12 protein-coding genes are annotated in these 13,354 nt (G+C 41.5%); 10 read left to right on the top strand and 2 right to left on the bottom strand.

What is annotated here, in order from left to right; all coding sequences use genetic code 11:
• The first annotated feature begins 25 nt into the window (after window positions 1-25).
• From HMPREF0766_RS02480 to HMPREF0766_RS02505, 6 genes are all read left to right on the top strand, one after another.
• On the top strand, window positions 26-1,240 hold the full coding sequence (locus tag HMPREF0766_RS02480) for a TolC family protein (RefSeq protein WP_236590558.1): 1,215 nt from the start codon (window positions 26-28) through the stop codon (window positions 1,238-1,240).
• A complete protein-coding gene (locus HMPREF0766_RS02485; protein WP_002993385.1) occupies window positions 1,218-2,528 on the top strand; it encodes an efflux RND transporter periplasmic adaptor subunit in 1,311 nt (436 codons plus the stop codon). The genes HMPREF0766_RS02480 and HMPREF0766_RS02485 overlap by 23 nt, the downstream gene beginning before the upstream one ends.
• Window positions 2,529-2,588: 60 nt before the next feature.
• Window positions 2,589-3,797 carry an efflux RND transporter periplasmic adaptor subunit gene (locus HMPREF0766_RS02490; RefSeq protein ID WP_002993388.1) on the top strand — a complete coding sequence of 403 codons (1,209 nt, stop codon included), beginning with the start codon at window positions 2,589-2,591 and terminating at the stop codon, window positions 3,795-3,797.
• A 37-nt stretch (window positions 3,798-3,834) separates the two neighbouring features.
• Entirely contained in the window at window positions 3,835-4,374 is a 540-nt protein-coding gene (locus HMPREF0766_RS02495) for a DUF3347 domain-containing protein (RefSeq protein ID WP_002993391.1), read from the top strand.
• Between the two features lie 222 nt (window positions 4,375-4,596).
• On the top strand, window positions 4,597-5,967 hold the full coding sequence (locus HMPREF0766_RS02500) for a phosphatidylinositol-specific phospholipase C domain-containing protein (protein WP_002993393.1): 1,371 nt from the start codon (window positions 4,597-4,599) through the stop codon (window positions 5,965-5,967).
• A gap of 85 nt (window positions 5,968-6,052) precedes the next feature.
• Window positions 6,053-6,442, top strand: coding sequence for a DUF1398 domain-containing protein (locus tag HMPREF0766_RS02505; RefSeq protein WP_002993394.1), 390 nt, complete (start codon window positions 6,053-6,055; stop codon window positions 6,440-6,442).
• Between the two features lie 36 nt (window positions 6,443-6,478).
• Here HMPREF0766_RS02505 and HMPREF0766_RS02510 read toward each other — a convergent pair whose 3' ends face one another.
• Window positions 6,479-6,928 (bottom strand): GNAT family N-acetyltransferase, encoded by a 450-nt coding sequence (locus tag HMPREF0766_RS02510; protein ID WP_002993396.1) that lies wholly within the window; start codon window positions 6,926-6,928, stop codon window positions 6,479-6,481.
• A 210-nt stretch (window positions 6,929-7,138) separates the two neighbouring features.
• Between HMPREF0766_RS02510 and HMPREF0766_RS02515 the strand changes: the two genes are divergently transcribed.
• From HMPREF0766_RS02515 to HMPREF0766_RS02525, 3 genes are all read left to right on the top strand, one after another.
• Window positions 7,139-7,939 carry an alpha/beta hydrolase gene (locus HMPREF0766_RS02515; protein ID WP_002993398.1) on the top strand — a complete coding sequence of 267 codons (801 nt, stop codon included), beginning with the start codon at window positions 7,139-7,141 and terminating at the stop codon, window positions 7,937-7,939.
• Between the two features lies 1 nt (window position 7,940).
• Window positions 7,941-9,122: a hypothetical protein gene (locus HMPREF0766_RS02520; RefSeq protein WP_002993399.1), complete on the top strand. Its 1,182-nt coding sequence runs from the start codon at window positions 7,941-7,943 to the stop codon at window positions 9,120-9,122.
• Window positions 9,123-9,208: 86 nt separating this feature from the next.
• The gene (locus tag HMPREF0766_RS02525; RefSeq protein WP_174900123.1) at window positions 9,209-10,021 is read left to right on the top strand and encodes a hypothetical protein; all 813 of its coding nucleotides are present in this window, start codon (window positions 9,209-9,211) and stop codon (window positions 10,019-10,021) included.
• Here HMPREF0766_RS02525 and HMPREF0766_RS02530 read toward each other — a convergent pair.
• Window positions 10,015-11,256 carry an ROK family protein gene (locus HMPREF0766_RS02530; RefSeq protein ID WP_002993404.1) on the bottom strand — a complete coding sequence of 414 codons (1,242 nt, stop codon included), beginning with the start codon at window positions 11,254-11,256 and terminating at the stop codon, window positions 10,015-10,017. The two genes, HMPREF0766_RS02525 and HMPREF0766_RS02530, sit on opposite strands and share 7 nt — an antisense overlap.
• 155 nt (window positions 11,257-11,411) lie before the next feature.
• On the opposite strand from HMPREF0766_RS02530, the gene HMPREF0766_RS02535 reads away from it, so the two are divergent.
• Window positions 11,412-13,241, top strand: a complete 1,830-nt coding sequence (locus HMPREF0766_RS02535; protein ID WP_002993407.1) for an FAD-dependent oxidoreductase — start codon at window positions 11,412-11,414, stop codon at window positions 13,239-13,241.
• Window positions 13,242-13,354 lie beyond the last annotated feature (113 nt).

Consider the following 13,354-nt stretch of genomic DNA (forward strand, 5'->3'; position numbering starts at 1 on the left):
GGCAAACCTGTTTATCCTGTTGTTTATGTGTTTTCCTGTAGCTGATGCCCAGGAAAGACAAGTGCTGTCTCTTGAGACTATTTTACAACAGATAGATCAGCACAATCTGTTACTGAAAACATATGGATTAAAAGCAGAAAGTTATCTGCAAAATGCGGAAGCAGCTACTGCCTGGATGGCTCCAATGATTGGTGTCGGTACGTTTATGACACCATATCCCGGACAGATGATAATGGATGGGCGAGACAGAGGTTCTCTGATGCTGCAACTTGAACAGGATATACCAAATTTTGCAAAGTTGAATGCAGATAGAAAATATATCCGTTCACAAGCTAATGTCGAACGCGCAACCCGCGATGTTACACTGAACGATCTGCGAACCACTGCGAAGAAGCTCTATTACACATGGCTGGTGGCTAAAATGAAGCTGTCTGTATTGGATAAAAGTACGCATATCATGCAGACCATGCGTAAATTGGAAGAGGTAAGATATCCTTTTAATCAATCCAGACTTGGAGCTGTTTACCAAACTGTGGCCAAACTTGAAGAAACGGAAAATATGAAACGGATGCAGGAAGGAGAAATCGGACGGGCTATGGCTGCTCTCAATGGTATGATGAACCGGTCAGGCAATACTGCCTTTACCATTGATACTACGTTAGTACCTCAGTTTATAATTGCAGGATCACTGGATACGGCAAGTCTGGCTGCGGCAAGAAAAGATATTGCAAAAATGGATTACAATATCCAGTCTATGCATTTAAATATCCATGCTATGAAGAAACAAAGTAGTCCCGAATTTCGGTTTCGGTTTGACCATATGTCACCTTTTGGAAGTGGTATGCCCAAGGCTTATAGTGTAATGGGGATGGTGAGTATTCCTATCGCGCCCTGGTCCTCTAAAATGTACAAATCAGAAATAAAAGGTATGCAATACGAGGTGGAAGCTATGCAGATGGAAAAAGCGGCAATGTTGCAGGAAACACAGGGTATGCTTTACGGTATGCAATATCAGATAAAAACCATGGAACAGCAGATTCTGGCAATGGAGAAAAAGATTATACCTACACTGGAAAAAACATTGGAAGTAAGTGTGCTCAGTTATCGTGAAAATAAAATGCAGTTGCCCGAAGTGATTACAGCCTGGGAAGCATATAATATGATGCAGAGCAATGTGCTGGATGAAAAACTGAAACTATACTTAATGATTGCAGATTATGAAAAGGAATTATATCGTTAAGCTGGTGCAAGACAGAACTACCGGAAGACTACTGCAAACTTGTAGTAGAAAGGACAGAAAGGGAACGAAACTTAGGAAGCTCCAGATTGCTTTTACTTTTCCGGCGCTGATAATATTATTGTTGACTACTGTCTTTGTTTCCTGCAAACAGGAATCTAAGAAAGAACATCATGATGTTGGAAAAATCACTATTGACAGTAGCCTGAGTACTCTGTTACAGCCATCCAACAAGCAAGTGGTCGGCAATATGGCTGTGGTCAAAGCGAGTTATCAATCCAAAATTATGCTGGCTGAAGTACAGGGAATTGTAAATTATGATAACAGAGCTGAGACCGGAGTGGCAAGCAGAGTAGGAGGTCGTCTGGAAAAGATTAATGTGAAATACAACTACCAACCCGTTCGTAAAGGGCAGCTGCTTTTCGAGATTTATGCGCCGGATCTGGCAGCAGCACAGCAGGAACTACTCTATCTGGCCCAAAGTGGTGAAGAGCCTCTGCTTTCCCGGGCCCGACAACGTTTGATGTTGCTTGGTATGACTGCTGAGGACATCCAAAAGGTGTTGCAAATCAAAAAAGTTAATTACCGTATTCCCGTTTACAGTCCTGCTGATGGTTTTATATTAGAAAAGTCCGTAGCAAATGCTATTTCAACTCCTGCTCCTGCTATGACATCTGGCGGAGGCGGAGATGGGATGGCGGGTATGAATGGAAGTAATGAAACTGCTACCACTGCAGCTCCGGCAACTACCATACAAAACACATCTGTCATGTTAAGAGAGGGGCAATATGTAAGCGCGGGGCAGAGTCTGTTTACGATCTATAAGTCTGACCAGTTGTTGGCGGAATTTGCTTTAAAGCCTGCCTTGGCTGCTTATGTAAATAAGGGAACCAAGCTAGGTTTTTATAAAACCACAGATAAGGAAGGGACTTTTCAAACTTCCACTATAGGACTTATACAGCCAATGATAAAATCCGGAGAAAATTTTACTCTGGCCAGAGTCTATCTGACGAAAGGACGATTTAAGGCTGGTGAAATTCTGACGGCTAAAATACCCATATATATCAAAGGTAGTTACTGGCTGCCAGCATCTGCTATACTGAGTGCAGGTGCACAACGAATTGTATTCAAAAAAGAAAATAATGTATTTAAACCCGTCAACATAGAAACCGGCCTGAGAATAGACGGCATGGTGCAGATCAATCAGGATATTTCTCCATGGGAATTTGCCAAAGATGCTGCTTATTTGGTGGATAGCGAGAGCTTTATAAAAGCTGGAAATGAAAATTGAGAAGTATCGGTGGAGTCGCTGGATATAATCTCATGTAGTTAACAAAATAAGGATTGTAAAATGAAAAGTTCGGTAATAAAAATAGGGATACTCCTTAGTATAGTGACCATACTTTGGAGTTGTACTGGTACTCCGGAAAAGAAAAATGAACCAACAGCCGAAGAAACCAAACAAACGTACACTTGTCCTATGCATCCGCAGGTAATTAAGCACGAAATGAGTACTTGTCCTATCTGTGGTATGGATCTGGTGCCTTTCGAGAAAAACAGTGCAGATAAAAGTGTCAGGTTAGATGAACAACGCCAGCTACTTGCCAATATAGCGACTATACGGGTAGGCAATGAAGGCATTGTATTGCCGCAAAAAGTATTGAACGGCAGATTGGTACTGAATCCGGAACATAGTAATTACATATCTGCAAAAATTGCAGGCAGGGTTGAGCAGTTATATATCCGCGAAACAGGAGTTATAATAAAAAAAGGACAGCCACTATATATACTCTATTCTGAAGAGTTGGCTACGTTGCAACAGGAATACCTGATGGCTGTGGCACAACAACGACAGTTTGAAAGTGATAAACTGGAACAACAACTGCTGGCATCGGCAAAGCAAAAACTATTGTTATATGGCCAGACAGAACAACAAATACAACAACTTGCCAAAACCGGACAAAAGAGCCCGCTTGTAACGGTACTCGCAACCCAAAGCGGAACAGTGGCTGAACTGAGTATTACTCAGGGACAATATGTAGCAGAAGGAGGGCCGATAATGCGTTTGGAAAACTACGGACAATTGTGGGTAGAAGCTGATTTGTATCCTAATGAGGCCAAACAAATTGTACAAGGTCAAAGATTAAAGGTAATCGTAGTCGGATGGGAAGATCAGGAGCAATGGATGAAAGTTGATTTTATAAATCCTTCATTGCAAAGTGGTACGCAGCTCACGCAAATCAGGGGAAGTATAGCTAACGCTAAACAGCAATGGCAACCAGGGTTGCAGGTACAGGTGTTGTTAACCAATGCCACAAAAAGTGCTGATGGGATAGTTTTACCGGTTGATGCTGTAATAAATGACGGCAAAGGGCAGCATGTGTGGATAAAAACAGGAGCGGATAGTTTTGAACCAAAATCTGTAATTACCGGAATTACCAATCAGGATCAGGTGAGCATTATCTCAGGTTTGCAGGAAGGGGAAGAAGTGGTTGTTACAGGAGCCTATTTGCTATACAGTGAGTACATACTCAAGAGAGGCATGCATCCTTTGGGTTAGTACAACATAGAATATGTAAATAAAGAAAATAAAATATATGAAAACAGGAATTTTTAGCGGTTGTATAATATGGATAGCGGCCTTACTTTTGATGGGGTGCAATAGTACAACCAAGACTTCGGATACAAGTATTACCCAGCAGGAAAAGATGACGGAAGTGAAACAGAATGTAGTTGGCATAAAAGATGATGCGCTTAATACCGTTTATCAGCAATATCTGCTCGTCAGTGATGCCCTGATAAATTCAGATATGGCTGCTGCCAAAGAAGCAGCTATGGCGTTGGAATTGGCTGCTAAAGCCTTGGAAAATAGTGATCAGTTCGTGAAGCTGGCTTCCACTATTACAGCGGTCTCTGATATCGAAAAGCAAAGAGCAGTCTTTTCAGACCTTAGTAATGAGATGATGAGTAGAATAAAGACTGTGGGACTAAAAGAGGGAGAAGTTTATCTGGATTATTGTCCTATGGCGCTGGACGATCAGGGAGCAGTATGGCTAAGTAATGAAAAGAGTATACGAAACCCGTACTATGGCGAAAAGATGATGGAGTGTGGGGAGGTAAAAGAAACACTGAAGTAGAGGACTGTCTTCATAGCGTCTGTGTTTTCTTCTGTTTTCAGAGTCATAAAACAGTATCTACGCTGAGCTGTTCGGCTATGACATATGGGAAAGTAAATTTTCAATAGCCACGTTATGTAAATATAATATAAGTTTCTTCCTTGTCCGTTTATTGTCCGCCTTAATGGAGTAATAATTATTCCTGTTTATAGGATCTTTATTCAAGATCAAAAACTATAAAAAATGGAAAGATTAACACAAACATGGATGAGTCAGCTTGATGATAATAAGCGGCTGTCAGAAATGACTATACCCGGCACACATGACTCCGGAACTTACACGCTTGGAGACGGCCCTGTAGACAGTGCAGCAAAATGTCAGACACAGAGTATTGCGGAACAACTTAATAACGGTATCCGGTATCTGGATATAAGATTGGCAAGAGGGACAGAGGATGATGGTGTCCTGTGGTTGTACCATGGAAAGGAACGCGCTATTGCTGTGTCACTGAACCTGACCTTTGAACAAGTCATCAATGACTGTCTGCGGTTTTTGGATAAGAATCCTCAGGAAACGATTATTATGTCGGTCAAGAGAGAATTTGGTAATGATATCCACGATTGGGTAAAGAATACAATAGAAAAACGGAGTGACTGGAAAAAAAGATGGTGGCTGTTTAATGATAAGAACCCATTGCTGAAAGATGTACGTGGTAAGATTGTATTATTCCGCAGATTCGATGGTGCTGATTTTGGACTGGATACACAGGGAGGCTGGCCTGACGACAGTGAAGGTCCCTTGAGCCATCATAATATTAATTTTTATATACAGGATGTGTATAACTCATGGTCGGATGATGATGACCGTAAAGACAAGTTTAATGTATATGTTAAAAATTGTCTGATCAGAGCTTCAACGGATAGTAAAGAGAAATTTTATATCAATTTTGCAAGTGCCACAGGCTTCCTTGGCGGATTGTTACCGCTTACATCCAATCCGCGGGATATGGCAGAAGCAGTACTTCCGCTTTTCTATCAATATCTGTCCGAATCTGCACCTGCACGCTATGGTATTATACCAATGGATTTTCCTGAAATCGGTTCCAATCTCACGAAGATGCTCATCAACTGTAATAAAGCCAATGTACATGCACCTGCGATTGGTTCAGTTGTAGAGATATGTACCACATTGGGACTTTTACAGGATGGATATGATTTCTGTATGGATGTAAAAGGTGGAGATAGTCAGGATGGTGCTTCAGTTATTGTATATGAAGCCAGACGGTCAAACAATCAAAAATGGAAGCTGACAGATGCCGGAGATGGATTCTGCTATCTGGAGCCACAGCATACAACAGGTAAAGTGCTGGACGCAGCGTACCGGAGTGGCAGTGAAACAAAAGTTGCTATACAAGGTAAAAGTGGCAGTGACAGTCAGAAGTGGAAAATTACGACCACAGGTGATTATCCTGTTCAGTATACGATCTCTCCAAAAAGTACACAGGGCTCCTGTCTGGATATAAAGGGAGGAATATGTAAAAATGGTTCAGAAATTATTCTATTCCCGAAGCATGGAGGAGACAATCAACTCTGGTATATTAATAAGATTGGCTAATCCGTATTCTCTTTTTGGAATAGCATACAAAGGCTGTAATATGGAAGTAATCTGTTATATTTAGGTTTTAAAAAATCGGACATCCATGTTTACAATAGAACAAATCAGACAGGCACATGCCAAAGTGAAATCCGGAGCAGATTTTCCAGCCTACATGCGCGAAATTAAAGCACTTGGTGTGTTGGGCTACGATGCTTATGTAGCAGACGGACGTATAGATTATTTTGGTGCGGAAGGATATACTACATCAGCTCCGGCCAGGTATGACAGACTGGAAATTGCCGGACAAAGTGATATAATGCAGTTTAGGAAAGATCTTAAAGATCATCAGCAAGGTCTTACCGATTATCTTACCTTTTGCCGGGATTGTGCACGATCGGGAGTGGAAAAATGGATTATTGATATGGATCGGATGACTTGTGCTTATTATGATAAAGTCGGAAATGAACTTCTTATCGAAAATATCCCTCAGTAATCCGTCAGCTATTAACAAATAACTTAAGAAGCAGCCTTATCGGGCTGCTTTTTTTGATTGGAGCTGTAAATGCAATATAGGGTAAGATTTCCCGGAACCGTCTTTAGCCGACCTTCCGGTCTGTTCAAATCCCATTTTGAAGTAGAATCCTGCAGCCTGTTCATTCTGTTCGTTTACGTCTACATAGCGAACCCCTAACTTCTCAACAGCATAGTTCAACAAAATCTTGCCATATCCTTTACCTCGGGAGTCCGCATGTACAAACAACATTTCAAGGTACTGCTCTGCCACTGCTATATAACCCATTGCCCGTTCCTGATCATACAGGATATAGGTCGTAAGTTGCGGCAGATAATCTCTGGGAATAGCTTCTTTGAAAAATAAAAAATCTTCTTCCTTTAGAAAATCATGTGTAGCCCTTACTGCAGATTCCCATATCTGCATGATTGTCTTATAATCTTCAGGTGTTGCCTGCTGTATATTCATAGTTTACTATCTTTTCAGATTGATGCAGCATTCTTGTCAGCTGCATTCCTCTGTTTATTTTAAAAAGTATAAAGATAAGATATTCCTTTCAGGTGTGGGCTAAATGGATTAAGGTTAGTATTTCGCATGGTTAGTTATTAATTTTTTTTAATAAATGATTATTATTTATTAAAATTTATTTTATATTTGAGTTCTTAAAATGATAAACCTGTGAAAATTTACTTCTTTCTTCTTTTGTTTTTACTATCCGGACTATGTTTCGCACAGGAGACTGTATTGATTAGTTCTCAAAGTCTGCAGACTACAGATTCCGTTTATGTATATAAGCCTAAAGGATACTCGAAGAAGAAACAATATCCTGTTGTTTATCTGCTGCATAGTCATGGAGCTAACTATCGTACATTTTCCAGGATATTGGATCTGCAACGGCTGTCGGACACCTACAGATTCCTGATTGTATGTCCGGATGGACTGAAAAGCAGTTGGTTTATGAATTCACCGTTGAAGTCCGGTATTCAATACGAAGATTTCTTTATCCGGGAACTTATGCCGTATATCAATAAACATTTCGGGGGACGTGCAGATGCTTCTTTTGTCACCGGAGCCAGTATGGGTGGTCACGGCGCATTGTGGCTGTTTGTAAACTATCCGGCTTCCTTTTTAAGTGCCGGAAGCAGCTCCGGGGTCGTTAATCTGCGGCACTCCGGGTTTAAAAAAACAACGATAGCAGAACATCTGGGTGAATACAGCGATACAAATGAAAACTTTGACCGTTATTCTGTGGTCACGAACATAAAACGATTAAAGGGACTTTCCAAAACCTTCATTTTTGATTGTGGTACTGAAGATTACCTGTACAAAGCAAACAAAAGTTTGAGGGATAGCTGTGATCAATGGAAGATCAAGGCTACCTATATCGCACGACCCGGGGCACATACCGGGACCTATTGGTCTGAGAGCCTGCCGGTACACTTTGAATATTTCAACACCTTACTAAAAACCAAATTATAACATGAATACTACACTGAAGAAAAAGGGATTGTCCGTAACATTGGGACTGCTTTTTGTATCTGCTTTGTATGCGCAGCAGGTTCCGCAGCATATTACAGCGCAATTAAAAAATACAAAGCAGGGAGAGATTGTCCGTCTGGATAACTTTCTGACGGAGAGCTTTACCAAAATAAATTACGATAAAGTGATCTGGCCGGGACCGCAATATATGATTTCGGACGATCCTGAATATATCCGTATTCCGGAAGGGATCGCGCTGAAGGAAAAAGTAGAACCAGGCACAGTCCGCTTGTATGTGTATAATGTGAACGGTGTCAAGGAACCAAAAACAGACAGAAAGATCACCGCTGTAATCAAGAATACCGGTAAAGGTAATATGCGTCTGAAAATGCTTAAGTATTCTTCACAAAAACCGAGTACAAACTATTTTAAAGTTGGTAAGGAAGGATTATACGACTACTTCAATTCGCAGGGACTGGCCAAGGAACGTGTTATAAAATCCGGTCAGACAGTTGCGATCGATGAGGTGCTGGAGCGCAATGTGGTCAGGTATGATGAACTGGTACACGGTATATATGAATTTCTGATCGATGAACCGGGAGAAGTAGCTGTATTACAGACTGCTCCGGGTACAAGTGGTCCAAAGGCTTATGAAACAATAGGTTCTGTAATCCCGACCAATAAGAAAAATGCAGGGAGAGGAATGTTTGGCGTGAGCAATTATAAAGTATTTAATGAAGCAGTGCTGGAGACAGATAAAGGTGTCACACAGCTCGTGGTGGCAGATGGTAAAGATGATGCCTGGGTAAAAGGTATAGAAGGGGAAAGTAATACTGTATCCACATTAGCGGGCAATTACGGTGTGATGTATAATATTGAGCTGAAATGGAAAAGTAATGATGGTAAAGGACTGGCTCTGCTGACCTGGAACTCCAGATCGGACAATCAATGGTGCAGCGCTATGGCTGCCAGTGTAGTCGTGAGTGATGGTGTATATAAAGGAGGTGTAGTACAGTTACCTGCTGAGCGTCTCAATACGAAAGGAAATCCCGAAGCTGTGCTGATTCAGATCTTTAAACCGGAGCAGATCGGTAAGGAGCAGATTCTCAAGTTGACATATTCGCCTCCCGGAGCGTCTTGTTTGCCTACACCACTGATCTTAGTACCCATAGATCTTAATTAACGATTGGGAGGATAGCTATGTATAAATATATTATAACCGGAATCGGAATTTTGTTAGCAGGCTGTGGATCAATCAAAAAAAATACTATGCCTTTAGATAATGCAGGTATTACTTCTTCTGACGTACGGTTTTTTAAAGGTGAGATCAGGCCGGAACAGGCAAAAGCATGTTTTGAAGGTGCTTATTACAGAAAATTAGTCTCCAGTGAAGATAATTGGGTAGGTATAGAAGGAAAGGTACTCTTACCTCAGCTAGAATTTGATAAAACCCGTATCAATCCTAAAAAATCAAAACAATATCTGGATAATCCATCTGTCTATCTTGGGGGCTGTATGGATGGTCAGGAGACGGATATAGGCCTGAGCTGGGAGGTGATCAAAGATGAACGGGGAGTGGTCAGCGAAGAGCGTAAAGCCTTCCGTCCTTTTATGCGTCGTACCGGTCATGGTACGGAGCAGGCCGCTGTATTCGTCAATGCTCCTGCTATCAAAGATTACTACTGGTATCCCGGTGAAGAAGTGCATATGTCCGTTGTATTGATACGGGACGGATTGCTTCGTTTTGTAGTAGAAGGAGCCGGCAAAAAGTTTGAATATGACTTTGAATGTGCTGGATATACCTTTGGCCGCAAAGGCGAATTTAAGCGGGTGAATGCAATTGATCAGATGTCTAATGAGGGAAAACCTGCACAGGCTACAACGACAAAAGTAAAAGGCTCCAGATGGTTTTATACCAATCTGATCCGTCATGAAATGGGAGCATTAGTAGCGGTTCCTTTTCATGAAGAACGTTATACTGAAATGGCTTGTCCCAAAGCAGAATACTTTGATATTGTATCTGCTAAAGAATGGACTGCAAAGGGTGGAGAAGAGATTTCTATAAGTGGTGCGGCTTATTGATAATCCTTGTTCAGGAGTCTGTTTCTCACCAGAAAACAGGCTCCTAATACTCCGGCTTTCTCACCCAGTACAGCCGAAATAATCTTTGTGTCGTTATTGACCAGGCTCAGTGAAAATTTGTTGATCGCACTCTTAATCGGGAGTGTGATATATTCCCCTGTCTCCGATAGTATTCCGCCCAGGATGACCAGTTCGGGATTAAAGACATTGATCAGCAATGCAATTGCCCTTCCTATTTTTTCACCGACTTCAGCGATCAGTTCTATGGCAAGTACATCATCCGCTTTTGCAGCAGCAATAATATCTTTTAGTTTGATATCTGCTATTGTTTTGGGCGAAGTTTTGACAGGATGGGAGAGGATAATGGATGAAGAACCTTCCTGTAGTTTTTCCTGAAATAAGCGTGTCAGTGCCCATCCCGAAGCTTCCGTTTCCAGACACCCTTTTTTACCACAGTTACATATGATCTCATTATTAAAAATAGGAATGTGACCAAATTCTCCGGCAAATCCGGATTTACCATAGTATAATGAACTGTTGATCATGACGCCCATCCCGAGACCATAGTCCAGATTAAGAAAAATCACATTTTTCTCCGTTTTGATCGCCTCAGAGTTGAACTCTCCATAGGCCATAGCCCGGGAGTCATTCTCCAGAAATGTCTTTATTCCCAGCTCATTCTCCAGAATTTTAGCTAACGGCTCTTCATGAAAATGGAAAAAACTATAGCTGTAACCTGTAGCGTAGTTGATCCGGCCGGAAAGGTTAATACCCATACCCAGAATTTTTTCCTTGGGAATATTGAATGTTTTTAGCGAACTATGGATCAGTTGTATTAATTCTTCCAGAGAGGCTGTGCTGTTGCTCAGCGTAAACGGCAGATGCTCTTTTATATAGACCAGTTCATTTTGAAGGTTAGTAATTCCGATATTAATATGGTTCTGTTTGACGTCTACACCCAAAAAGAATACAGAATCAGCGATAAGTCCGTATAAGTTAGGCCTTCTTCCACCGTTGGTATTGATTTTCCCCAGATCCTGTACCAGTTCCTCCTGAATAAGTTCGTTAATCAGGTTGGTCACTTTGGGAACGCTGAGGTTTAATTCCTTGCATAGATCAGCAATAGTAGCGCTGCTGTGCGTACAAAAGAAAGAGATGATGTTTTTCTTTAACTGTATGTTCTTGTAGGCAACACCCGAAAAATTATCGCCATTAAGCTCTTCAAGGAATGTCATTGTTATATGATTTTTTTTAAAATCAAATGTATGAAATATATTGATAAATACTAAATGCTTTTAAATGGTAGTCAATTAATAAAAAAAATTAATAATTGTTGTGTTTATTTTAAATATATTATATATTAGTGGTCTGTAAACCATATTATGATAAAATGAAAATCTACCTTGTATTTATAAGCTTATTCTTTACCTGTTTAATTCATGCAGAGGGCGCTTCTCCTGTCCGTGTCGATGTACTGATCGTCGGTGGAGGGGCCAGTGGTACCACGGCAGCTATACAAGCCTCCCGTCTTGGGGTGAAGACACTGGTCATTGAAGAAACACAATGGCTGGGTGGAATGCTTACGGCTGCCGGGGTTTCTGCTATAGATGGCAATCATCAGATGCCGGCGGGACTGTGGGGCGAATTCAGAAGTCATTTATATAAGTATTATGGAGGTCCTGCCGCGGTAGAGACAGGATGGGTCAGCAATACGCTGTTTGAACCTTCTGTCGGGAATAAAATCCTGAAAAGTATGATTGCTGCAGAAAAAAATGTAGAAGTCTGGTATTCTGCACAATGGAAGAAAATAACTAAAACCGCACAGGGGTGGGAGGTCGAGGTCGATAAGAAAGGGAAGAAAATACTGGTCTCGGCCAGAATTGTAATCGATGCAACGGAGCTTGGAGATTTGCTGCCGGTCGTGGGAGCATCCTATAAGATTGGTATGGATAGCCGTCAGGATACAAAAGAGGAATATGCTCCCGAAAAAGCGAACGATATTATTCAGGATCTGACTTATGTAGCAGTATTGAAAGATTACGGACCGGGGGCAGATAAGACGATCAGAAGACCAAAGGGATATGATCCAAAGGTATTCGAACATGCCTGTGATGTCGCGGATCCGGCTTCACATGATAATACGCCTAAGATTGACTGTTCACAAATGATCACCTACGGCAAACTTCCGAATGGAAAATATATGATCAACTGGCCAAAGGACGGCAATGATATTTATCTGAATATAATCGAGAAATCACCGGAAGAACGTAAGAAAGCGTTGCAGGAGGCCAAAGATCATACCTTGCGTTTTATCTACCACCTGCAGACTGTACTTGGATTTAAACATCTGGGACTGGCAGATGATGAGTTTGATACAGCGGATAAGCTGCCTTTCATTCCATATCATCGGGAATCCAGAAGGGTAACTGGGATTGCAGCGTTGACACTGCCTTATGTACAGAAACCCTATGAACAGGAAATACCATTATACAGAACAGGCGGTATTGTAGGTGACTATACCATAGATCATCACCATCTGAAAAATCCGGAGGCTCCGAAAATTGATTTTGTAAAAATCAAAGTACCTTCTTACAATGTGCCTCTGGGCGCTCTTATTCCTGCAGGTGTAGATAACTTTATCGTTGCAGAGAAGAGTATCAGTGTAAGTAATATCGTCGCAGGAGCTACACGTCTTCAACCGGTGGTATTGGGTATAGGGCAGGCAGCCGGTGCTCTGGCAGCTCTTGCAGTAAAAGCAGACCGCAGTCCTCAGAATCTGGAGGTAAGAGCCGTTCAACAGACGTTGCTTGATCATGACGCTTATCTGCTTCCTTTTATAGATGTCAAACCACAGGATAGCTATTTTGAAGCGGTACAGCGTATCGGTGCAACCGGCATACTTAAGGGAAAAGGAATCGCCTATAAGTGGGCCAACCAGACCTGGTTTTATCCGGAACACCGTATCAGTGAATATGATCTGACCGAAGGATTAAGAACGTATTATCCACAGCTGCGGGATGTACAGGCTTCCGGTAAAGATCTGGAAATTGATTTTTTGGCTACGCTGATTCAGCGTGTTGATCCGAAAAAGGATAAAGAAGAAATTATAAACGCATACAGCGGCAACAAGTATCTTACACGCGCTGAGGCGGCGGTGCTTATCGATCAGTATCTTAACCCTTTTGCGCAAAATATAGATTTTCAGGGCCGGCTGAAATAACAAATGCAGTCAACCCAATCGATTAAAGAGAATATATCTTATGAAAACAATATAGCTCGTCTTCGAAGGAGCTATAGAATAAACCGAGTAACCAACATTTTATAAACAACCTA

This window comes from Sphingobacterium spiritivorum ATCC 33861 (assembly GCF_000143765.1).
Lineage (GTDB): Bacteria > Bacteroidota > Bacteroidia > Sphingobacteriales > Sphingobacteriaceae > Sphingobacterium > Sphingobacterium spiritivorum.